23 protein-coding genes are annotated in these 24262 nt (G+C 37.4%); 8 read left to right on the top strand and 15 right to left on the bottom strand.

The features are described from left to right. Positions 1 to 24 precede the first annotated feature (24 nt). The 12 genes from hisD to MR041_RS09665 form a co-directional block, all read right to left on the bottom strand. A complete protein-coding gene (gene hisD, locus MR041_RS09720; protein ID WP_242093418.1) occupies positions 25 to 1311 on the bottom strand; it encodes a histidinol dehydrogenase in 1287 nt (428 codons plus the stop codon). 1 nt (position 1312) lies between these two features. After that, a complete protein-coding gene (gene hisG, locus MR041_RS09715) occupies positions 1313 to 2170 on the bottom strand; it encodes an ATP phosphoribosyltransferase (protein ID WP_242093417.1) in 858 nt (285 codons plus the stop codon). A 309-nt stretch (positions 2171 to 2479) separates the two neighbouring features. After that, the gene (locus MR041_RS09710; RefSeq protein ID WP_242093416.1) at positions 2480 to 3295 is read right to left on the bottom strand and encodes a prohibitin family protein; all 816 of its coding nucleotides are present in this window, start codon (positions 3293 to 3295) and stop codon (positions 2480 to 2482) included. A gap of 11 nt (positions 3296 to 3306) precedes the next feature. Further along, positions 3307 to 5340 (bottom strand): VWA domain-containing protein, encoded by a 2034-nt coding sequence (locus MR041_RS09705; protein ID WP_242093415.1) that lies wholly within the window; start codon positions 5338 to 5340, stop codon positions 3307 to 3309. Between the two features lie 91 nt (positions 5341 to 5431). Continuing rightward, on the bottom strand, positions 5432 to 6178 hold the full coding sequence (fabG, locus tag MR041_RS09700; RefSeq protein ID WP_242093414.1) for a 3-oxoacyl-[acyl-carrier-protein] reductase: 747 nt from the start codon (positions 6176 to 6178) through the stop codon (positions 5432 to 5434). Positions 6179 to 6293: 115 nt separating this feature from the next. Further along, a complete protein-coding gene (sucD, locus tag MR041_RS09695) occupies positions 6294 to 7166 on the bottom strand; it encodes a succinate--CoA ligase subunit alpha (protein ID WP_242093413.1) in 873 nt (290 codons plus the stop codon). A gap of 70 nt (positions 7167 to 7236) precedes the next feature. Continuing rightward, positions 7237 to 8175, bottom strand: coding sequence for a UDP-3-O-(3-hydroxymyristoyl)glucosamine N-acyltransferase (locus MR041_RS09690; RefSeq protein ID WP_242093412.1), 939 nt, complete (start codon positions 8173 to 8175; stop codon positions 7237 to 7239). A 66-nt stretch (positions 8176 to 8241) separates the two neighbouring features. Then, positions 8242 to 8808: an elongation factor P gene (gene efp, locus MR041_RS09685; protein WP_242093411.1), complete on the bottom strand. Its 567-nt coding sequence runs from the start codon at positions 8806 to 8808 to the stop codon at positions 8242 to 8244. Between the two features lie 4 nt (positions 8809 to 8812). Beyond that, entirely contained in the window at positions 8813 to 9598 is a 786-nt protein-coding gene (lpxA, locus tag MR041_RS09680) for an acyl-ACP--UDP-N-acetylglucosamine O-acyltransferase (protein ID WP_242093410.1), read from the bottom strand. 47 nt (positions 9599 to 9645) lie between these two features. Beyond that, positions 9646 to 11052, bottom strand: coding sequence for a bifunctional UDP-3-O-[3-hydroxymyristoyl] N-acetylglucosamine deacetylase/3-hydroxyacyl-ACP dehydratase (locus tag MR041_RS09675; RefSeq protein WP_242093409.1), 1407 nt, complete (start codon positions 11050 to 11052; stop codon positions 9646 to 9648). Next, positions 11039 to 12067, bottom strand: a complete 1029-nt coding sequence (lpxD, locus tag MR041_RS09670; RefSeq protein ID WP_242093408.1) for a UDP-3-O-(3-hydroxymyristoyl)glucosamine N-acyltransferase — start codon at positions 12065 to 12067, stop codon at positions 11039 to 11041. Before lpxD ends, MR041_RS09675 begins: the two co-directional genes overlap by 14 nt. Before the next feature lie 127 nt (positions 12068 to 12194). After that, positions 12195 to 13424: an HD domain-containing protein gene (locus tag MR041_RS09665; RefSeq protein ID WP_242093407.1), complete on the bottom strand. Its 1230-nt coding sequence runs from the start codon at positions 13422 to 13424 to the stop codon at positions 12195 to 12197. Positions 13425 to 13548: 124 nt separating this feature from the next. On the opposite strand from MR041_RS09665, the gene porX reads away from it, so the two are divergent. From porX to MR041_RS09645, 4 genes are all read left to right on the top strand, one after another. Next, positions 13549 to 15102 (top strand): T9SS response regulator signal transducer PorX, encoded by a 1554-nt coding sequence (gene porX / locus MR041_RS09660; protein ID WP_242093460.1) that lies wholly within the window; start codon positions 13549 to 13551, stop codon positions 15100 to 15102. A gap of 93 nt (positions 15103 to 15195) precedes the next feature. After that, a complete protein-coding gene (gene tsaE / locus MR041_RS09655; RefSeq protein WP_242093406.1) occupies positions 15196 to 15606 on the top strand; it encodes a tRNA (adenosine(37)-N6)-threonylcarbamoyltransferase complex ATPase subunit type 1 TsaE in 411 nt (136 codons plus the stop codon). Positions 15607 to 15659: 53 nt separating this feature from the next. Further along, positions 15660 to 16187 carry a hypothetical protein gene (locus MR041_RS09650; protein ID WP_242093405.1) on the top strand — a complete coding sequence of 176 codons (528 nt, stop codon included), beginning with the start codon at positions 15660 to 15662 and terminating at the stop codon, positions 16185 to 16187. 292 nt (positions 16188 to 16479) lie between these two features. After that, a complete protein-coding gene (locus MR041_RS09645; RefSeq protein WP_242093404.1) occupies positions 16480 to 16683 on the top strand; it encodes a hypothetical protein in 204 nt (67 codons plus the stop codon). Positions 16684 to 16765: 82 nt separating this feature from the next. Here the strand turns inward: MR041_RS09645 and MR041_RS09640 are convergent, their stop codons facing one another. After that, positions 16766 to 19207, bottom strand: coding sequence for an outer membrane beta-barrel protein (locus tag MR041_RS09640; RefSeq protein ID WP_242093403.1), 2442 nt, complete (start codon positions 19205 to 19207; stop codon positions 16766 to 16768). A gap of 160 nt (positions 19208 to 19367) precedes the next feature. On the opposite strand from MR041_RS09640, the gene MR041_RS09635 reads away from it, so the two are divergent. Next, a complete protein-coding gene (locus MR041_RS09635; RefSeq protein WP_242093402.1) occupies positions 19368 to 20567 on the top strand; it encodes an alanine dehydrogenase in 1200 nt (399 codons plus the stop codon). A gap of 33 nt (positions 20568 to 20600) precedes the next feature. Further along, a complete protein-coding gene (locus MR041_RS09630; RefSeq protein WP_242093401.1) occupies positions 20601 to 20951 on the top strand; it encodes a hypothetical protein in 351 nt (116 codons plus the stop codon). Positions 20952 to 20957: 6 nt separating this feature from the next. Here the strand turns inward: MR041_RS09630 and MR041_RS09625 are convergent, their stop codons facing one another. Next, positions 20958 to 22136 (bottom strand): proline dehydrogenase family protein, encoded by a 1179-nt coding sequence (locus MR041_RS09625; RefSeq protein ID WP_242093400.1) that lies wholly within the window; start codon positions 22134 to 22136, stop codon positions 20958 to 20960. 89 nt (positions 22137 to 22225) lie between these two features. Here MR041_RS09625 and aroB point away from each other — a divergent pair, with 89 nt between their 5' ends. Together aroB and MR041_RS09615 are read left to right on the top strand one after the other, a co-directional pair. Next, positions 22226 to 23293 carry a 3-dehydroquinate synthase gene (aroB, locus tag MR041_RS09620; protein ID WP_242093399.1) on the top strand — a complete coding sequence of 356 codons (1068 nt, stop codon included), beginning with the start codon at positions 22226 to 22228 and terminating at the stop codon, positions 23291 to 23293. A 116-nt stretch (positions 23294 to 23409) separates the two neighbouring features. Then, positions 23410 to 23709, top strand: a complete 300-nt coding sequence (locus tag MR041_RS09615) for a hypothetical protein (protein ID WP_242093398.1) — start codon at positions 23410 to 23412, stop codon at positions 23707 to 23709. A gap of 48 nt (positions 23710 to 23757) precedes the next feature. On the opposite strand, the gene MR041_RS09610 is transcribed toward MR041_RS09615, so the two are convergent. Next, positions 23758 to 24237, bottom strand: a complete 480-nt coding sequence (locus MR041_RS09610) for an Lrp/AsnC family transcriptional regulator (protein ID WP_242087142.1) — start codon at positions 24235 to 24237, stop codon at positions 23758 to 23760. Positions 24238 to 24262 lie beyond the last annotated feature (25 nt).

Here is a 24262-nt window from a genome sequence, read left to right as displayed (position 1 = left end):
TATTTTATCACTATTAACAACAGACTACTTTTGTAAATCCTTTAAACGTATACTCACCGCATTTTTATGGGCCTGAAGCCCTTCCGCCTCGGCCATTAGCTCAATAGTTTCTCCTATATTTAAAAGTCCTTCACTTGTAATTTTCTGGAAGGTCATGCTCTTAAAAAAGCTATCCAAGTTCACACCGGAATAGGCTTTACAATAGCCGTTGGTGGGTAGTGTATGATTCGTACCCGAAGCATAATCACCGGCACTTTCCGGAGTAAACTGACCAATAAATACAGAACCTGCGTTATTAATTCCTCGTACATAAAAATCTTCATTTTCAACACAGATGATAAAATGTTCCGGACCATATGTGTTTATCAAATCCAGCGCAACTTCATCATTTTCAAGAAATAGCAACTTAGAGTTAGCAATCGATTTTTCAGCAATCACCTTTCTCGGTAGCGCTTGGAGTTGTACATCTATTTCTTCAGATACCTGATCTAATAATTTTTTACTGGTTGACACTAAAATTACCTGGCTATCTGTACCGTGCTCTGCTTGACTCAATAAATCCGAAGCTATATAAGCTGCATTGGCAGATGCATCTGCGACAATCAACAATTCACTGGGTCCTGCCGGCATATCTATAGCTACACCATAGGTTGTAGCCAATTGTTTGGCGACGGTTACAAATTGATTTCCAGGTCCGAAAATCTTATATACCTGAGGTATCGTTTCGGTTCCAAAGGTTAATGCGGCTATAGCCTGAATTCCTCCAACTTTAAAAATCTGATTTACACCGCAAAGTGCTGCTGCATACACAATTTCTGGGGCCATTTTCCCGTCCTTATTCGGGGGTGAACACAATATCACCTCTTTACAACCTGCAAGTTTGGCCGGAATGGCCAACATCAAAACAGTTGAAAATAAGGGTGCTGTTCCCCCAGGGATATACAATCCCACACGTTCAATAGGTCTTTTTTCCTGCCAGCAACGGACCCCATGAGATGTTTCAATTTCGATTCTCGAGGTTTTTTGAGCAGCATGGAATAATTCAATATGCTGCTTTGCAGTTTTGATGGCTGTCTTTAATGCCTTCGATACCTTTTCGGTCGCTTCTTCAGTTTCCTCTGAAGACACTAAATTATTTTGCAACAAAACACCGTCAAATTCCTTTGTATAATTCCTTACAGATCGATCTCCGTTTTGCTGTACGTCTTGAAAAACCGTATTTACAATCCCTTCGATATCTTTTACGGTCTGTGTCGGTCTGCGCAGGATATCGGACCACAGGTCCTTATTTGGGTTATCTATTATTTGCATTTTATAATACCATTTTCTCAATTGGACAAACTAATATACCTTGCGCACCCTTTGCTTTGAGGTCATCTATAACATCCCAGAATTCATTTTTACTTATTACAGAGTGAACAGAACTCCAACCCTCTTCCGCTAAAGGCAATACTGTCGGGCTTTTCATGCCCGGCAATACACTAATAATATCATTTAACTTATCATTGGGCGCGTTCAAAAGGATATATCTTGAATTTCTTCCTTTTAATACCGATCGTATTCGAAATTGTATGGTGCTTAATATGGATTTTTTATCTTCGGTTAAAACAGGTGAAACTGCCAATACGGCTTCAGATTTCAATATTGTTTCAACTTCCTTTAAATTATTTTTAAATAAGGTGCTTCCACTGGAAACAATATCACAAATAGCATCAGCCAATCCAATATTGGGCGCAATTTCTACAGAACCATTGATGATGTGCAGGTTGGCTAAAACGTCATGCTTGTCCAGAAACTTTTGAACAGTAACCGGATAGGACGTTGCGATACGCTTTCCTTGCAGGTCTTTGATATTCGAATAGTTCACAGATTTAGGCACCGCGATACAAACGCGACATTTTGAAAAGCCGAGCCGCTCAGCTATAGCAATGCCTTCTCCTTTTTCTATCAATACATTCTCACCTATTATGGCCGCATCAACGACTCCATCTTTTAGGTATTGCGGGATATCGCCATTTCTCAAATAAAACACCTCAACGGGGAAATCCCTCGCTGACGCTTTCAATTGGTCCTTACCATTGTCAATGGCTATACCAATATCCTTTAAAATCCTCATGGAGTCCTCGTTTAATCGTCCAGATTTTTGAACTGCTATTCTTAACTTACTCATTTTATATTATTTGTGAGTCTGAAACAATCCTCTAAAGTTTTTAAATGAAAAACCCGCTTGATTGTCTCAAACGGGTTTAAAATATCTTGATTTTATTCAATACATCTTCACTTCGCTTGAGTGCAAATTAGAGAATGATGATGTGTGTGAATAAAGTTCATGTTTTCTTTTGAGCTACAAATATCTGTAAATAATACTTAAATATCCAAAAATTTAAAGGTCAATTTTATCAGTTTTTAAAAATCAACATAATTTTCAATTCTATTTTAGTTAAAACGTAATAGAATAATTAAATAACTGATATATTAATTACTGATTTCCCAAAATTATAGGCATACCGGTATCCCCGGACCCAATAACTACCACCTTACTATTAGGCGATTCAGCTAATTTTATAGTCGCTTCAATACCTTTGTCTTGCAATATTTTATCGGTTAGAGAGGCACTTAAAATTTTATTGGCATCAGCCTTTCCCTGAGCTTCAATACGCTGACGCTCTGCTTCTTTTTGAGCTGTAACCAGTCTGAACTCATATTCCAACGACTCTTGTTCTTGTTTTAATTTTCGTTCAATAGCTTCTTTTATAGTGGGCGGTAAGGTAACGTCTCTAACCAATATTTCATCAAGTACAATGTATTGGTCATCCACAATCTTTTTTGTTTCTTCAAAAATTTCACGTTGTATGGCATCACGTTTACTCGAGTATAACTGTTCGGGAGTATAGCGCCCCACCACACTACGTGCAGCCGATCTAATGGTTGGTAAAATTATACGTTGTAAATAACTCTCACCTATTTCCTGATGCAATTTGCCCAGCTTGGCATAATCCGGTTTATACCATGCCGAAGCATCCAATTGTATATCCAATCCGTTAGACGACAGTACTTTCATTTTTTCAAATATTTCTTGACGTCTTACTTCATAAATATAAACTTTATTCCATGGGGCTACAATATGAAATCCTTCTCCTAAAGGTGCTTCATCCGTTACGACACCACCTCCAAAAGTCTTATACAATACACCTGCCTGACCAGAGCCAATAGTAACTGCAGATTTTGCAAGTAATATGAGCAACACGATTGCTGAAATAACAAAAGGTAATGCGATTTTTGGTAATTTTTCCATTCTATATCTATTTAAATTAATCCGTTATATTTTCTTATAAACCACTCTATCGATAAGCTTAAAACAATAATCAAAAGTAGGTATTTCCAATCTATCAAAGGTAAGCTATTTTTATGTCTTTTCTGAATAGGTAAATACCGATTGTCAACGATTAAATCCTGTATGACATCTGCTGCATCTTCGATAAAATAACTTTTCCCTGAACTTTCTGCAGCCAGCCGTTGCAACTTCATAACATTGGCATTTAAAAATTGTTGCTCCACATTATATTCCAGAATTTGAAAGGTTCCTGATTTAGATATGTTGTCACCGGCGGCGCTAACTGAAAATGCATATTTCGATGGTGGTAAGTTACTCAAATCGACTTCATAACTGTTTTTTTTGAGTACCAGGGGTATGGTTTGCATGTCTTCAGACACCTCGTCTTTTATCGTGATCGTCAAGGATTCTCTCGGATCAAACTGATAGTTCTTATCAAAATATTGGGCTTTTACAATGACACTTGTACTGCCATTATAAAATGTTTCATAATCCAGGTTTAGGCGTGTTCTCTGTGTATTTGTGGATAAATATTGAATAATTTTGCTAATAAAATCATCAAAGGGATTGAAGGATTTAGACATAACAAAACTCTGTGCCCTCCATTGCCATAGATTCTCTCCCAAAAGGATGGCCTCTCTTCTAGAATTGGTATCAAAAGTGGCGAGCAAAGGCTCAAAAGTATTTATACCATTAATGGTTTTGGTCAGTATGGTTTCGAAAGGAATATTAAAATTCAGGGTGCCGTAACTTGACCTCAAGGGTGGTAATGATTCAAAATTAATATCATCAACCATAAACGGTGTATAATTCATATTCAGTTCGGCCTGGTACTCCTCCAACTGTCCGGTAATTTCATGTTGAAAGTAGGTAGTGACACTATTTAAAAATTCCAAGTCGGTTTTAGTCCCTACAACAATCCATTTATTCTTATTGGAAGTATTCAACTCCTCCATCAGTGCTTTAAACTCATAGTTAGGTTGATATAATATAACTAACTGAAAATCATCTATTTCATCTATTAACTGTTGTGGCTCTAAAAAGGATACCGAGCGTTGTTCATTACGTTCTATCGTTTTTTTAAATACGCCTAAATCGGGATGTAAAAAACTACTGACTATGGCTATTTTTGTTTTCTGGTCAATAATATCTACCGCAAATTCCCTTGTATTATTTAACTTATTTTTTTCAATCTCCAATGGTATTAATGATGCCCTATATGAAGTCACTCCAACATTCGAAGCCGGCAAAGTGAAATTAATGACTCTTGAATTATCGGATTTCGTAAAACTGAGGTTTTGAGAATAAAGGACATTATTCCCTCTGTAAACGACAAACCTGGAATCGATATTTTCATTGCCGTTATACATTAATATAGCTTCAACAGGAAATTGATTTTTTAAAAAGGCATACTTGTTGACGTTAAGCTGTTGAATTTTTAAATCGGTATAGGTAATCGTATCGCCTAAAATTACCGGATAAATCGGTTGCTTGTATTTCGAAAATGAAAATTCATAATCATTGCCATAGGTCTGATTCCCATCAGTGATTATAAGTGTTGGTGAGCTGCTGTTTTTATATACCTGATTCAGTTGATTGAATACCTTATCTATATTCGTTTGTTTGTCTAAAAATGCAAGAGAATCTAAGTTTTTAAGCTCATTTCCAAAGGCATAAAAATCTATATTGAACTTATCTGCTAACACCTTGTTATTAGCAATCAGTTGAACTAAATTTTCGACATTTTCTTCCTGATCTAAATAATTAACGGAGTTAGAATTATCGACAGCTACAATTAAATTCGGTTTCTCTATAGACTTAGAAATCTGTTCAAATTTCGGATTAATAAGCAATAAGCCAATTGAAAAAAAAGATATAAATCTTAAAAACATAAAAAGCATGTTCTGTTTAGACATGCTTTTTGATTTTCTAAAATATTGAAACCCCGCTAACAAAATGGCAGTAATTCCGGCTAATATAATCAACAAGAGGGTTTCCGAATTCATTAATCTACGGATTAGGACGCTTCCATTCTATTTCTGCGAGGATGGACACGATACTTTATGACATTTCATATGGCAATTCAAAAATGACGTTCTACGTCAACATTCCGCCATCCACATTAAGTGTTTGCCCTGTAACATAGGCACTCATGTCGCTGGCCAGAAAGACACAAACATTGGCGATATCTTCCGGAGTTCCACCACGTTTCAATGGAATAGCATCGCGCCATCCTTTCACAACATTTTCATCAAGTTTCGCAGTCATCTCGGTCTCTATAAATCCGGGAGCAACCACATTACTCCTTATATTTCTTGATCCCAGTTCTAAGGCTACGGATTTTGAGAACCCAATAATTCCAGCCTTGGATGCAGCATAATTGGTTTGTCCTGCATTACCTTTAACACCAACAACCGAACTCATATTGATGATCGATCCTTTACGTTGTTTCAACATGGTCCGCTGAACAGCCTTGGTCATGTTGAATACCGATTTAAGGTTGACCTCAATAACCTTGTCAAAATCTTCTTCTGTAATGCGCATAAGAAGATTATCTTTTGTAATACCAGCATTGTTTACTAAAATATCTATACTTCCAAATTCTGCAACCACATCTTCCGCCAATTTTTGAGCTTCATCAAAACTCGCGGCATTACTTTGATATCCCTTTGCCTTAACCCCTTTGGCTATCAATTCATCCTCCAATGCTTTAGCAGCATCAACTGAAGAACTGTAAGTAAACGCGACATTCGCTCCATGATCTGCAAAGACCTGCGCGATACCTTTGCCTATGCCTCTGCTGGCCCCAGTAACAATAGCTGTTTTTCCTTCTAAGATTTTCATGTTCGGTAATTGTTTTTAATGAAATGATTAAAAATCAAATATACTAATAACAAAATTGTATATATTAAAAAACCCCACAAAAAATGTGAGGTTCATATCTTTTAAAAAGGGTTTTCTAAGATAATACTTCAGCGACCTTTTTTCCTATTTCCGCCGGGGAATCTACAACATGAATTCCACAGGCTCTCATAATTTTCTTTTTTGCCTGGGCGGTATCATCACTACCACCGACAATAGCGCCGGCATGTCCCATAGTGCGGCCGGCCGGAGCAGTTTCTCCTGCTATGAACCCTACGATTGGCTTCTTACTTCCACTGTCTTTATACCAATTCGCGGCATCGGCTTCCAATTGCCCACCTATTTCGCCAATCATCACCACAGCTTCGGTCTCCGGATCGTTTACAAGCAGTTCGACGGCTTCTTTGGTAGTCGTACCGATAATAGGATCACCGCCAATACCAATGGCTGTAGTGATCCCCAAGCCCTGTTTAACAACCTGATCTGCAGCTTCATATGTCAATGTTCCAGATTTAGAGACTATACCAACCTTGCCTTTTTTAAATACAAACCCCGGCATAATACCAACTTTTGCCTCTTCAGGAGTAATAACACCCGGACAATTTGGACCAACTAAGCGACAATCCTTATTCTTTAAATAGTTTGAAGCGATGATCATATCCGCAACAGGAATGCCTTCCGTAATAGTAATAATCACCTTAATACCGGCATCAGCGGCTTCCATAATGGCATCAGCGGCAAAGGCCGGAGGCACAAAAATAATGGTCGTATCCGCACCAACCTGTTCTACCGCTTCCTTGACGGTATTAAAGACGGGTTTACCTAAATGGGTTTGACCACCCTTTCCGGGTGTTACACCGCCAACTACATTTGTACCGTATTCAATCATCTGTCCGGCATGGAACGTTCCTTCACTACCAGTAAAACCCTGTACAATTATTTTGGAATTCTTATTTACTAAAACACTCATGTTTTTCTTATTTATTTAATCATTTTAAAAGGCGTCACAAAAGTAGTATTTAGAAATGGTTTAATAAAGTCTACTTTCTGTTTTTTAATTGCTCTAATATTTCCGGGATTTTTTTAATTAGTGCCAATTCCTTTAATTTCAGTCTCGATTCTTCAGCCGGATAACCAAAATATGTTTTATGCCCCTCCAGAGATTTGCTGATTCCTGACTGGGCTAAAATGACAGCTTTTTCACCAATAGTGATGGCACTCGTACTGCCTACCTGACCCCATATCGTAACTTCGTCTTCAATAATTACACAACCTGCAATACCCACTTGTGATGCAATCAAGCATTTTTTTCCGATCACCGTATCATGTCCAATTTGAATTTGATTATCCAATTTTGATCCCTCTCCAATAATGGTATCTCCCGTAACACCGCGATCTATGGTGCATAATGCACCGATATGAACATCGTTTTTAATAACTACCCTACCACCCGATAACAATTGATCAAATCCTTCCGGGCGCTTTTTGTAATAAAATGCACTTGCTCCCAGGACAGTGCCTGCATGAATGGTAACATGATCTCCTATAATAGTGTCATCGTAAATACAAACGTTCGGATGAATAACGCAATGCTTTCCTATGACCACATTGTGTCCTATAACACAATTTGGCTGGATAATCGTATGTTCACCGATTACCGCAGATTCTGAAATGGATTGTACGGCAGGTTTAAAGGGTTTAAAGTATTGGGTTAGTTTATTGAAATCGCGAAATGGATCATCACTCACCAACAATGCTTTCCCTTCAGGGCATTCTACCTCTTTATTTATGAGGACGACGGTAGCCGAAGACTGTAGGGCTTTATCGTAATATTTTGGATGATCAACAAATACGATATCCCCCGGTTCCACAACATGAATTTCATTCATGCCTAATACCGGAAAATTATCTGCACCAATATAATTGCATCCAATTAATGTCGCTATCTCCTTTAGAGTATATTGTTTTGGGAATTTCACGTTTTAGTTTTAAAATCAACTGAAGTTAAACATGCTGTAGCCATTTCGACAGACCTTTTATAAGCACTATTCCTTGATCCGTTCCTTATAGGTTCCTTTTTCAGTTTCTATTCTAATCTTGTCGCCTTCATTGATAAATAAAGGAACATTAACTTCCGCTCCAGTTTCTACCGTAGCCGGTTTTGTTGCATTTGTGGCCGTATTGCCTCGAACTCCGGGTTCAGTGTGTGTGATTTCCAGGATAACACTCGAAGGCATTTCTACCGAAAGCGGCATATTGTCTTCAGTATTTATCAACACGGTAACAATTTCACCCTCTTTCATTAAATCCGGTCTATCCAAAACAGCTTCTTGTAATTGTATCTGCGTGTAATCTTCGGTGTTCATAAAATGATATAACTCCCCATCATTATATAAATATTGAAACTTATGTGTTTCAACCCGAACATCTTCTATTTTATGACCTGCAGAAAATGTATTATCAATTACTTTTCCCGTCGTTACACTTTTCAATTTTGTTCTTACAAAAGCAGGTCCCTTACCTGGCTTGACATGCAAAAACTCCACAATTTTATAAATATCATTATTATACTTAATGCATAATCCGTTTCTAATATCACTTGTACTTGCCATATATTTAATTTGATTTGAAATAGCCTTTCATAATACCGCGATGCGAATTCTTAATAAACTGAAGGATCTCATCGCGTTCCGGTGTTGCCTCCATTTCGGCTTCTATGATTTCCGCCGCCTGGGTATTGTTATAGTTCTTTTGATATAATATTCTGAAAATATTCTGAATTTCACGTATCTTTTCTGATGTGAATCCGCGTCTACGTAATCCAACTGAATTAATCCCCACATAGGATAAAGGCTCGCGAGCGGCCTTTACATAGGGAGGCACATCCTTGCGAACCAACGATCCGCCTGTTACGAAGGCATGGTTTCCAATAGAACAAAATTGATGTACAGCGGTCATCCCGGCTAAGACCACATAATCGCCTATGGTAATGTGTCCTGCTAATGTGCTATTATTAGAGAATATACAGTTATTACCCACAATACAGTCGTGGGCAATATGGCAATAGGCCATAATGAGACAATTATTTCCAATGACGGTTTTCATTCTATCCGCCGTACCTCTATTAATGGTCACACATTCTCTAATGGTTACATTGTCTCCGATCTCAACTGTAGTTTCCTCATCATTGTATTTTAAATCCTGGGGTACCGCTGAAATAACCGCACCAGGAAATATATTACAATTCTTACCTATTCGAGCACCTTCCATGATGGTAACATTACTGCCTATCCAGGTCCCTTCACCAATCTTGACATTGTTATGAATGGTAGTAAAAGGTTCAATAACGACATTTTTCGCGATTTTAGCTCCGGGATGCACATATGCCAAAGGTTGATTCATTTTTTTTAGAAATTAAATTTTTTAAAAGTGTAAATGGTCCACCAACGCTATTTTACCTTCGTGATCTGGGCCATAAGTTCTGCCTCTGCACAAAGTTTCCCATTTGCATAGGCATATCCCTGCATATGACAAATGCCGCGACGTATCGGAGTTATTAAGGAACATTTGAAAATTAACGTATCTCCTGGCATAACTTTTTGTTTAAATTTAACATTGTCCATTTTCATGAAAAATGTTAAATAATTTTCGGGATCAGGTACCGTGTTCAAAACTAAAATCCCTCCGGTTTGTGCCATGGCCTCAACTATTAAAACACCAGGCATTACAGGAGCCCCGGGAAAATGTCCTTTAAAGAACTCCTCGTTCATGGTAACATTTTTTGAGGCCGTCACATAGTTATCGGTAAGTTCAAAAACTTTGTCAATCAATAAAAATGGCTGCCTGTGAGGTAACATGGCCATGATTTGAGTGACATCCATTAATGGGGGCTGATTCAAATCGATATTCGGTACATTATTCCGCCGTTCATTTTTTATCAGTTTTGATAGTTTTTTGGCGAACTGCGTGTTTACAAAATGTCCTGGTTTGTTGGCAATCACCTTACCTCGAATGCGCGTCCCCACTAATGCGAGATCTCCAAGGACATCCAACAATTTATGCCTGGCAGCTTCATTGGGATAGTGTAAGGTTAAATTATCCAGAATTCCATTAGGCTTTACCGCTATATTGTCCTTTTTAAAAGCCACCCTTAATTTATCCATCGTTTTGGGAGACAATGGTTTATCCACATAAACAATTGCATTGTTCAGATCCCCACCTTTAATCAGCCCGTTTTCAAGCAGCATTTCTATCTCATGCAAAAAGCTGAACGTTCGTGAATTTGAAATATCTTTTTTAAAATCGGATATATGGTTTAAAGTCGCATTTTGTGTACCTAAAACTTTGGTGCCAAAATCCACCATAGTGGTGATTTGGTATTCTTTTGCCGGCATCACCAGAATTTCACTGCCCGATTCTTCATCCGTGTAAGACACAATATCTGTTACAACAAACTCTTCTCTAAAAGCATCCAATTCAACTATTCCGGCCTTCTCAAGGGCTTTGACAAAAAACTTGGAGGAACCGTCCATAATGGGCGGTTCAGAGGCATTAAGTTCAATAACAGCGTTATCGATATCCATACCTACTAAAGCTGCCAAAACATGCTCCGATGTCTGAATAATAACCCCATTCTTTTCCAGACACGTACCGCGTTGTGTATTGGTCACATAATGGGCATTGGCCTCAATAACAGGCTCGCCCTCAAGGTCTATGCGCTTAAATGATAAACCCGAATTTGCAGGAGCCGATTTAAAAGTTAAAGTAACATTCTTACCGGTATGTAATCCAACACCGGTTAATGAAACTTCTTCCTGTATGGTTTTCTGTTTAATATCTGTATTAACTATTCCCATTCAATTTTTTTTCTAAAGCATTAATATCTTTGACAATCTTCGGCAGATTTTTGAAATGCACGTAGGACTTATTAAAATCGCCATAACCAAGCGCTGGTGACCCCTGCAGTATCTCATTGTCCTTAACATTTCTTATAATGCCCGACTGTGCTTGTATCTTTACGTTGTTTCCAATTGAAATATGTCCAACTATACCTACCTGACCACCAATCTGACAATTTTCACCAATTTTAGTTGATCCCGCAATACCTGTTTGAGCTGCAATCACTGTGTTTTTACCAATTTCAACATTATGCGCGATCTGAATCTGATTGTCAAGTTTAACCCCTCTCCGGATTATCGTCGATCCCAGGGTCGCTCTGTCTATCGTTGTTGCAGCGCCTATATCCACATAATCTTCCAAAATGACGTTGCCCGTTTGAGGCACTTTTATGTACTCTCCATTTTCGTTCGGAGAAAACCCAAAACCGTCTGCCCCGATTATGGCTCCAGAATTTATGACGCAGTGCTTACCTACAACGGTTTCGGAATAAATTTTAGATCCCGAAAACACAACCGTATTGTCCCCGATCACCACATTATCGCCAATGTAAACATTCGGGTATACTTTTACCTGATTCCCCAAAACAACATTTTCACCTATATAGGAAAAGGCGCCTATATAAACATTTTCACCATATTTTGAAGATTCCGAAATAAATGATGGCTGCTCTATTCCTGTTTTGTTGAGTTTAACGAGATTGTAATATTCCAGGACTTTAGAGAATGCGGAATAGGCATCATCGACTTTTATCAGTGTCGCAGCAATGGAATATTCCGGTTCAAATGTTTTATTCACAATAGCGACAGAGGCCTTTGTAGAATAAATGTATTGGGTATACTTTGGATTAGCAAGAAATGTAAGGGACCCTTCAGTTCCCTCCTCAATTTTTGATAGCCTCGAAACTTCCACTTCAGCATTCCCTACAACATCACCTTCTAAAATTTCTGCTATTTGTTGTGCCGTAAATTTCACACGATATAGTTTGTTGGTTTGGCTTAATTTTGGCAAAAATATGAAAAATGTCCCAAAGTATTGCCTATTCCACGATTTGGATTAAAGGATACATTTATAACCACATGCCGAAATAACACTATCAATTTCATACCATTTCTACTTTTTCCTTAGGATAGCAGATATAATATTTTGTTACCGTTTTTGATAAGGGCAGTAAATTAAGCTTAACCGACACGTTATCAATATTTTCGATCTTACCAGATTTATATAAAATGTTAATTACCTTCTGTTTTGGTTCATAGGCCTGATTCGAAACCTCACCATTAAAAACAAAATATTTTGCTTCATAATCAGAAACGCCATAGGTCTTTACAAAATCATCTATATGCATCTGGAGTGTTTTGTGCTTTACCGGTTCATCCTTGATCTTTATTTTTAACAAGTTTCTGTTAATGATCATGTTACACAAATTTTTCAATACAAAATCATCTTCCTTTTGCCATTCTTTCATGGCCGAGACGATATCATAATCATCCAATTGTGCAAAAACATTCAGTACAGCATGATTAAAATTAAGGTCGTTAATATCGTGTTTCAGAAAAAAGGCAAGGGCTTCACTCGATGGAAGGTGAATCCCTCTTCCGGTGAGCTCCTTTGCTCTTTGCAGCACCCTTATGAGTAATTGCTCGGCCACCAATCCTGTTTTATGTAAATAAACCTGCCAGTACATAAAACGTCTGGCAATAAGGAATTTTTCGACACTGTAAATGCCTTTTTCTTCAACAACCAGTTCATCATTAACCACATGTAACATGGTAATCAGGCGCTCACTATTAATATTACCTTCCGAAACCCCCGTGTAAAAACTATCGCGCTTCAGGTAATCCGATCTATCCATATCTAATTGCCCTGCCACGAGTTGACACATAAATTTTCTGGGGTATTCTCCTTTGAAAATTTGAATAGCAAGGTTTAATTTGGAGTTAAATTCCAAATTGAGCTGTTCCATGAATAACAAGGAAATTTCTTCATGTGATACCCCATTTACAATGCTGTGTTCCATGGCATGTGAAAATGGTCCGTGACCAATATCGTGCAACAATATGGCAACATATAAGGCCTGTTCCTCTTGTTTTGAAATGCCCACCCCTTTAAATCGAAGGACGGTTACAGCTTTTTGCATTAAATGTAAACATCCAATAGCATGATGAAAACGCGTATGATGCGCACCCGGATAGACCAGATAGGACATACCCATTTGGCTGATCCGCCGTAAACGTTGAAAATATCTATGTTGAATTAAATCGAAAATTAATGAATTCGGAATAGTAATAAATCCGTAAATTGGGTCGTTTAATATTTTAAGTTTGTTCAAACTGTGGTCGTTTTTAGTAACTCCTTACAAATATAAACGATAAGACGCTCATATTGAACATTTGAAAAATAAAACCCTTGCCCATTTTAAGGACGACGATTGAACACATTTAATAACAGATTGCATTAATATGATAAAAATACTTTGGGTTGATGATGAAATAGATTTATTAAAGCCCCATATTTTATTTCTTGAGAAAAAAAATTACGAGGTCATCACCTGCAGCAGCGGAACCGAAGCCATTGAGACTATCGATCAACAAAATTTTGATATCGTATTCCTGGATGAGAACATGCCAGGGCTTACGGGACTTGAGACCTTAAACGAAATAAAGGAAAAACAGGACAGTCTTCCCGTGGTTATGATAACGAAGAGTGAAGAAGAGTATATCATGGAAGAGGCTATTGGTAATAAAATAGCAGATTATTTAATTAAACCGGTTAACCCAAACCAAATCTTACTGAGCTTAAAAAAGAACCTGGACCACTCGAGATTGGTTTCCGAAAAGACAACATCCAATTATCAGCAGGAATTTCGAAAAATAGCTATGGAATTGTCCATGGTCAACTCCTATGAAGAATGGGTTAACCTTTATCAAAAACTCATTTATTGGGAAATGCAATTAGAAGATATCGAGGATGCCGGGATGTTCGAGATTCTTGAGTCTCAGAAAACGGAGGCCAATATTCAATTTGGAAAGTTTATCGATAAAAACTATGCCAGTTGGTTCCGGCCAAATAGTGATTCCCCGACCATGTCTCACACACTATTTAAAGATCATGTGGTTCCAGAGATTAACAGGGAGCAACCGACCTTATTGATAGTTATCGACAACTTGCGTTACGATCAATGGAAATCTTTTGAATCGGTTATAAGTAACCATTACAAAAAAGATAAGGAATTGGCTTTTTACAGTATTTTACCGACAGCCACACAATATGCCCGCAATGCCATTTTTTCAGGATTAATGCCTAGCGAAATGGAAAAATTATTTCCTCAATTTTGGAGAAACGATACGGACGAAGGTGGTAAGAATTTGTATGAAGCAGAGTTTTTGGATGCCCAGATGAAGCGACTTGGCCTTTCCCATTTAAATTACGAATATCATAAAATAACAAATTTAAAATCGGGTAAGCGCTTAGTTGATAATTTTAAGACACTTAAAAATAACGATTTAACCGTTGTAGTTTACAATTTTGTAGATATGCTCTCACATGCCAAAACAGAAATGGAAGTCCTGAAGGAATTGGCGTCAAATGATAAGGCCTATCGCTCTCTGACACTGAGCTGGTTTAAGAACTCCCCATTATTGGAAATCATTCAGAAATCGCAGCAAATGGGTTTTAAATTACTGTTGACAACAGATCACGGAACGATTAATGTGAAAAACCCGTCGAAAGTTATTGGAGATAAGGACACAAGTTTAAACTTACGCTATAAAACCGGAAGAAGCTTAACCTATGAGTCAAAAGACGTCTTTGTTGCCAAAGATCCCGGAGCGATTCATTTACCTTCCATAAACATGAGCAGTTCTTACATTTTTGCCAAAGGGGATCTGTTTTTTGCCTATCCTAATAATTATAACCATTATGTGAGTTATTACAGAAATACCTATCAGCATGGTGGTATTTCATTAGAAGAAATGATTATTCCCTTCATTGTTTTCAATCCTAAATAACTCCATGAAATGCATATTTAACCGATGAAATACACATTTTTCTAGGTTTTTCTAAATTTAATTACTAATATTGCATATAAATTTCGAATAAAATTGAAAATTAGTTTTGACCTCAGTGAGGTGGATGATGTCGGAAAATGGCTGAAAGCGCACGTAAATTCGAAAATTTTGCTTTTTCACGGAGCTATGGGTGCCGGTAAAACTACGGTGATTAAATCCTTAGTTAAAGCTCTGGGGAGTGAAGATGAAGTGAGCAGCCCTACGTTTTCGATCGTTAACGAGTATGAATCAAAACATGGGACCATTTACCATTTTGATTTATACAGAATCAAAGACCTGGAAGAGGCCTATAATTTCGGAATTGAAGATTATTTCAATACAGGCAATTGGATTTTAGTCGAATGGCCTCAGTTGTTAAAGGATATGCTAAGTGAAAACTATAATGAAATAATTATTAAGAACAATGTGAATAATTCGAGATCCATAGAACTTAATTACACTTAAAAATGTAACATTTTATTGAACATCAATCAAGCCTCAGAATCACCAGAACTAAGATGAAAGAAAATTATCGAAAATTAATAAAACCGGGAACCAGTAGAAAGAATTTAATTCTAGGGAGTTTAATTGCAACTCTAGTGGCCATTACCCCATATTTGTTCTATTTGTACGAAAGTGTTCCTGATTCTAAGGTTTGGAAAACCCTTTTATTTGAATACAGTGCGAATCATTATGAAAGCGCCTATGTTGCCATGTGGTTCTTGGCCGGTAAATTGATTCCGCTTTACATTTTGTTTCTTTGGTTTTTCACTTGCAAGCACTGGTGGTATCATACCTTGTTAGTTCCAATTTCAATGTACGCCTATCAAACCTTCGATGTCATTAATAAGGATGCCGCTTTTGTTGATGCTAATCAGCTCATTTATTTAATCCCAATAATGGCAATCATAATTCCTTCGATATATTTGATAAGGGCACGAATCTTCAACAAAATAAACGAAGCCAATAAATCTATGGAGGAACTCGAGGAAGAATTCAAAATTTCTCCTAAAAACTTCTGGGATAAGATTTCACAATATTTTTAGACGCATAACCATCGCCACCGAATCGGCGCTAAGGAATCCCGTTTTCTCAGCAAGAGTGGCTTGCCAAGTAGTTGATAAAAACACTGTGGAATTTAATAAATTAAGTACTTAAATTTTAATATAATTTGGCTTTTGGATACTTAGTTTCCTTGCAATAAATCGCATTTTACGGTAAAACCACAGCAGTATTTTTCAAATTCTTTGTTTTTAACATTATTTTAACATTTAAGCAAAATCCTAAGCATGCTTTGTCGTTACATTTGGGTTAATTAATTAATTAATCCCTATTATTATGAAAACTAAAAAGTATTTAATTGTAGCGGCAATTTTAGGTGGTGTCCTGTTTATGGCACAATCTAAAGATGAAGCTAAAATTGAAAAGGCAAGGATCACAAAACAAATGATCGCCTCGAAAATTGAAAAGGCAAGGGTCACAAAACAGATGATTGCTGCTAAAATCGAAAAGGCGAGAGTTACAAGACAGATGATCGCTTAAATGATAGTTTAACTTTTAAAAGTTCATTCCCGAAATACTTTTTATTTCGGGTTTTTTTATTTTCTTTTTTTGAATATCTGAATTAATCCAACCGTTCTCTTTCCTCTAAATCAATAACCCTTTTAGAGGACTTTAACTTATAATTTCCAAACTTGTAATTGAAACCAAAAGTAAACAACCTGTTTTCTTTACGCGACCTGTAGATCATATCCTGATTTAAATATTGTGTCGTCGATGTTACAAACTGACCATTAAAAACATCTTGAACACCAATATTAAAAGACGCCCGGTTATTCCATAGTGATTTTCTCAAATTGAAGTTTAATCCTGAAACAGCAGATAATTCCTTTGGCCCGTCATATATTTGAGAAATGTATAAATAGGAAAGCTCCAAATTCAAACTCCTGTCCTTCAACAAAGAAAAGTAGTTAACCACATTGCCATAAAAGGTCCATTTTTCGTTTGTAAATAGTTGATTCCCGCTTTCTAATGCGTAAAACTGATTTTCATAAAAAAACAAAGACGACAGTACGTAAAAACTCCATCTGTCCGTTAATTGTGAAAATGTGGTGAAATCCAAACCATAAGAAATACTCCTGTCAATATTAGTCCCGCTATATTTTAATATATTTTCATCATTATCCTGGAACACAATTTCTAAAGTTGGATCATTTTCATAGCGATAATAAAGTTCAAAAGTATAGGCATTTTTAAAGGTATAGCCTAAGGTAAAGACATCGTCTATCTGGGGTTTTAAGTTAGGGTCCCCTGTTACATAGGCATTATCATTCAAAAAGTATTTAAAGGGATTTAACTGACTGTATCTGGGACGATAGATGCGCTTGTTATAATTTAAATAGATCTGATGGTTCTCATCGATTTTATTTAATAGATACAAGGATGGAAACAGCTTTAAATAATCCGTATCATTATTCTGACCAGTAGCAACAGAATTCCCATTTATGGTTGTATATTCTGCCCTGAGTCCGGTTTTCAAACTCCAGGCTTCCCAATCTTTACTGTAGCTCATATATGCGGCATAGTTGGTTTCATCATATAAAAAGGTATCGGAATTGTCCGCGTCGATCGCCCGCTCACCATTATCAAATATATATTGCGTAAGAATACTTTCGGAGTTGATACCGGACACCTTGGCACCCGTTTCAAATTGCCAGGAAGAACCCGGCAATACGTAATCAATCTGCCCTGTATTCAATTTTATGACCTGGCTTGAAAAGGTCTGAAACCTGTTATTTCGTATTAAAGTGTTATCGGGAAACACATAATCGGTATCGACATTTTGAAAACTTGAGAAATCATAATTGGTATGATGTGCACTGACCGATAACTTCTCACCTTCCTTTTTTAACTTATGGACATAATCTAGTGTAAATGCTAAATTAAAGGTTTCATCGACCAACCTGTTATCTGTTATGAATGTTGAATCCAGAACCATATCCCGATCAAATACTTCTGTATCCGAATTCACAAATGTTTTTGTGCTCTTCCTGGGGGCAATTAACATTGTTGTGGCCAATCCCAAACTATTACGGTCATCGATGTCGTAATCGATGTTTGCATTAATATTTTTATTTGATGTTCTTCGTGTTCTTCTGTAATCCGTCTGCCAACTTGTGGCTAAGGTCTCGTCACTCGCAAAAAAATTAATGTTTTCTTTATTGTTTCTAAACTCTCTTTTCGGGCTATCACTAAAATTTAAGTAGGTACTTATTTTTTTGGTCTTAAAATAATGGCTTGTTCCATATGCATATTTAGGAAACTCACTCCCCTGCTTGTAATTGCCGAAAACACTTCCATTATATCCGGTGATAAGATTTTTTCGCATCACAATATTTATGACCGCCCCTCCTTCCGCCTCATATTTGGCCGGCGGATTGGTTATCACTTCTACGGATTTCAAATTGGTAGCTGTTGTACCCTCCAAGAGTTGCTGTATTTCTTCAATGGACAGATACACCCTGCGATCATTTATATATATCGTTGGTATAGATTGTTTTACCGTAATTTTACCGTCATTAACAAAAACACCAGGTGTGTTTTTTAATACATCCAGGACGTTGTTATTTGAAAGGGTTGAATTTTCCACATTAAAAACCAAACGGTCCACTAACCTCTTAATCGTTGGTCTTTTAGCGATAACCGTAACACCTTCCAATTGTTGCGCATCCTCTATTAGTATTATAGGTTCTAAGGTAACACTGGATTGGATATCCAATTCGATACGTTTTGTTTTAAATCCCAAAAAACTTATTTCAATAGTATAGTTGTCCGGGCTGAGGTCCATAAAGCTGAACGCCCCTAGGTCATCGCTAGTTGTACCTATAGTAGGCTGTGATCCATCCTGTGTTTTTAGAATAATATTGGCAAAGGCTATGGGTTGATTGTTTACATCCTTAATATCGCCCTTTATGTAGAACTCTTGTGAAAAGCCAAAAAAGAAACCTAATAGGAAGAGGACCAATATTAACTTTAAGCGCATAAACTCTTTTGTATATACAAACATAAAATAATTAATTTAATTCCCTTTATGGAATTCCCACAAGTGCTCTAGAATTAATTTCTTACATATGACCTTGAGCAAGGGAGAATTGTGAAATTCTTTACACCCTCCGGCTTGACATTAAAAATTTATTTGTAATTTCATTTTCTGAACCTTATTGGATATGTCAAAATCGTTGTCTCCCTTTACAAAGCAGCAGCTTTTACCCCAGGAAGAAAAACTTGAAATTTTAAAAGGAAAGGGAGAGTTGTTTATCGGAATCCCTAAAGAAACCGCTTATCAGGAAAGTCGGGTGTGTTTAACCCCGGATGCGGTGTCGGCCCTAGTGAGTAATGGCCATAGAGTGCTTTTGGAATCCGGTGCGGGTGATAATGCGAGTTTTAGTGACAAAGACTACAGCGAGGCTGGTGCGGAAATAACAAAAGACAAAGCAAAAGTGTTCTCATGTCCGATGATCTTGAAGGTAGAACCTCCTACCCTCGATCAAATTGAACTTATCAATCCGCAAACCATTTTAATTTCTGCCCTACAGCTAAAAACACAAAACAAGAAATATTTTGAGGCTTTGGCATCCAAGCGCATTACGGCTTTAGCTTTTGAATTTATCCGGGACGATGATGGCACCTATCCTGCGGTACGCTCGTTAAGCGAGATTGCCGGAACGGCTTCCGTCTTAATTGCAGCCGAATTACTGTCTGATCGCAAGGACGGAAATGGTTTAATGTTTGGCAATATAAGTGGGGTTCCTCCCATTGAGGTTGTCATTCTTGGGGCTGGAACAGTTGGACAGTATGCCGCTCGGAGTTGTATGGGACTTGGAGCAAACGTCAAAGTTTTTGACAATTCTATAACCAAGCTCCGACGCATACAGAATCATCTTGGTAAACCCCTGCATACCTCAACATTGCAACCCAAAAACCTGACGAAGGCACTCAAAAGATGCGACGTGGTTATCGGGGCGCTTCGCGGCACAAACAGAGCTCCTGTGGTGGTTTCGGAAGCCATGGTTGAAACCATGAAAAAAAGGGCCGTAATCATCGATGTGAGTATTGATATGGGCGGTTGTTTTGAAACAAGTGAAGTCACCTCCCACAAACAGCCAACCTTTATTAAACATGGTGTTATCCACTATTGTGTTCCCAATATTCCTGCGCGATATCCCAGAACTTCATCGGTTTCCATAAGCAATATCTTCACGCCTTATTTATTAAAGATCGCCGAGGAGGGTGGAATTGAAAATTCCCTTCGTTTTGATCGCGGTTTAAAAAATGGATTGTACTTTTATCACGGAATTTTAACAAACAAACCCGTTGCAGAGTGGTTTGATTTAAAATACAGTGATATTAATTTGTTAATCTTTTAAGAAACAGATCTTTATTAATTCAATACTACTTTAATGCGATTAATTCAAAGAATTGGATACTATTTGGGTGGACTTTCAATTGGGCTGATCATTTTGGCCTTTTTCTTTAATGCCAAAAGAACATCTTGCAGCTATGGTCCTCAGGCGAGAGTGTTAAAAAATATAAATTCCAAAAACATAAAGTACAGTGAAGGAATACGTTTAGGCGACTCTGCTATAGTTCAGCAGGTATTGCAGAATGGTCATATAAATTTTTCTAAAAGCAGTCCAAGAAAAGAACCCTGTGGGCACTATGTTGTAGAGGCGATTCAGGAAGGTCAGTCCAGGTCAGTAACCTTAAAAAACTGTGATAGTATTGTGGTTATCGAATCTCTGAAAAAATAAATCAGCCTATTCTTCGAGCTTCCTGCGCTTCTTTTCCTTTGACAATAAACTTAATTCCCGTCCCGTCTGACCCGCAACCGAGGTGTTTTCTTCTGCCCTTCTGATTAAATAGGGCATCACATCCTTAACCGGACCAAATGGAACATACTTTGCTACGTTATACCCTTTATCTGCTAAATTAAAACTAATATGATCACTCATTCCATACAATTGTCCAAACCATATCCTGGGATCGTCATTTGGAATGCCTTTCATCTTCATCTGCTCCATAATCAAATAGGTGCTATCCTCATTATGGGTGCCGGCGAATAAACAGATATCCTCCAAATGGTCCAATATGTATTGCGCTGTCTGGTCAAAATTCGTGTCGGTAGCAAATTTATTCTTACAAATCGGAGATTCGTATTTGAACTCTTCCGCCCGTTCATTTTCCTTTTCCATATAGGCGCCTCGAACAATTTTATAACCCAAATAATATCCATTTTGACGCGCTAGTTCATGTTGCTTTTTCAAATAATCCAGCCGGTCATGTCGGTAGAGTTGTAAGGTATTAAAAACGACTGCTTTTTCCGTATTATACTTTTGCATCATTTTAGTAACCAGTTCATCGGCAGCATCTTGCATCCAGCTTTCCTCCGCATCGATTAAAAGTGCCAGTCCATTGTCCTTAGCTTTCTTACAAACGGTGTCAAATCGCGATTCAACCCGATGCCACTCCTCACGTTCCTCTTTGGACAAATCATCTCCCCTGCCTAACTTTTCAAACAATTTGAATCTGCCAAATCCCGTTGGTTTAAATACGGCAATAGGCATGGCCTTTCGCTCCTTTGCAAAATCCATAATACGAAGAACTGTCGTTAAAGCTGAATCAAATTCGGCTTCATTTTCTTTACCTTCTACCGAATAATCCAAAACGGAACTAACACCCTTTTCATACATCTTGTCAATAACAGGAAGACAATCTTCTTCATTCACACCACCACAAAAATGGTTAAAAACAGTAACTCTAATTAACCCTTCTACAGGTAAATTTGCCTTAATTGCCAAATTTGTAGCAGCTGTTCCAATTTTTACCAGTGGCTGAATGGATATCATTTTGAACAGAAAAAAGGCACGTTCAAGTTCCACATCACTTTTAAGCGCAAAAGCAATTTTAGTATTTTCAAAAATGGGTTCGGTAATCATTGTGAAATTTTATACAAATATATGTGAGTTATTTATAATTTTATTCAAAATCTCCTTAATTTCACTGCCTCTAAAAAAGAACATTTTTTATGGATCCTATTCGAGCAAATAATTCTATTATATATTTCGACAGTGCGGGATATACGTCGCTTAATGACTATATCGAAAAAGGGAAATTCTCTAAAATATTTATATTGGTCGACGATAATACACATGTGCATTGTTTACCCAGCTTTCTCGCACATTTGAATACCAATACCAGCATTGAAATCCTGGAAATTGAAGCTGGTGAAATACATAAAACAATCGAAACGTGCTCTGGGGTTTGGAACAGTCTTTCTGAGTTAGATGCTGACAGAAAAAGTCTATTGATTAATTTAGGGGGAGGCGTTATTACGGATCTGGGAGGTTTTGTTGCCTGCACATTTAAACGGGGCATAAAATATATCAATATTCCAACCACCTTATTGGCAATGGTAGATGCCTCCGTTGGTGGTAAAACCGGTGTTGATCTGGGACATTTAAAAAATCAGATTGGTGTCATTAGTTCACCCGATATCATCATTATCGATACCTCATATTTAAATACGCTTCCGAAACATCAGATGAAATCCGGAATGGCGGAAATGTTCAAGCATGGTTTGATAAGCGATAGTAATTATTGGAAAAAATTGAGTGATTTGAGTCGTTTAACGATTGAGGATCTGGATGGTTTGATTTACGAATCGGTATTGATTAAAAAGTGTGTTGTCGACAAGGATCCTGACGAACAGAACTTAAGAAAAACACTTAATTATGGCCACACCTTAGGTCACGCCATTGAATCCTATTTTTTGAGCAATGCAGACAGGACCTCACTGCTACACGGAGAAGCTGTTGCAATAGGTACTGTAATGGCATCTTATATTTCCACACAATTAGCTGGACTTCCCGAAAAAGACACCCATGAAATTAAATCCGTCCTAAAATCATTCTATGGTCACATCCCTATTGCTGAAAATGAGTACAAGGCCATTATGGACTTACTCAAGTACGACAAGAAAAATGTTCATGGCAATATTAACTTCGTATTGCTGGAGGCCATTGGAAGTCCGAAAATAGACTGTATTGTCCCTGATGAGATCATCCTAGAGGCCTTTAAATATTACGCTGCCTAGAATTTCATGATGATTTTTTGTAACTTTAAACTATAGCTGTTTAGATGCGTATTTTTATGGTGGCAGGCCTTTGTTGAGAAAGGCACTCACATTAACGGCGGTTTTTAGGAGGCATTATGAAACGAATCATTGTGGACTATAAAAAATTGAAACCCGAGGTTTTAAAAGCTTTAACGGATAAATTTCCCGATGGATATGGAGATGATGATATCATTACTTTTGATGATCATCATAACCAAACCATTGAAGCTGTTGAGATTAGAACTGAGGATACCATCTTTCTGGTGAAGGTACATAGTAAATTACATTACACGATGACCAATTTTGATAACGACAACTTCGAAGTGGACGACATGGGTCATGTTGTAGTAGATCCAGATCCAGATAATCCTATCATACAGGATGAAGAGGAATAAAAAAGGCTCTTAAAAAAGAGCCTGTTTATTGTTAAAAGAAAGTGCGCATCACATATCATTAAATATAGAATGCATTAGACGCTTCTTATCGTTAATACTTTCTTCGAGAGAAATCATAGTTTCGGTTCTGTATACCCCTTCTATATCATCCAGTCTAAAAATAACCTCTTTGGCATGTTCGGTGCTACGCGCCCTAATCTTGCAAAAGATGTTGAACTTACCTGTGGTGATATGCGCAACCGTTACAAATGGAATTTCATTAATGCGTTCAAGTACAAACTTGGTTTGGGAGGTGTTATTTAAAAAAACACCAACATAGGCGATAAATGAATATCCAAGCTTTTTGTAATCTAAAGTTAACGAGGAACCTCTAATAATACCAGCCTCTTCCATTTTCTTCACCCTTACATGAACAGTTCCTGCAGAAATCAGTAATTTTTTTGCAATATCCGTAAATGGAATTCTCGTATTATCGATAAGCATATCAAGAATCTGGTGGTCGATTTCGTCTAATTTAATTTTCCCCATATCAATTATTGTTAAATAAAAACCA

This window comes from Aestuariivivens sediminicola, from assembly GCF_022662015.1.
Taxonomy (GTDB): domain Bacteria; phylum Bacteroidota; class Bacteroidia; order Flavobacteriales; family Flavobacteriaceae; genus Aestuariivivens; species Aestuariivivens sediminicola.
Note: the sequence above shows the minus strand (reverse complement) of the source record. Positions and strands in the feature narration are given on the sequence as shown.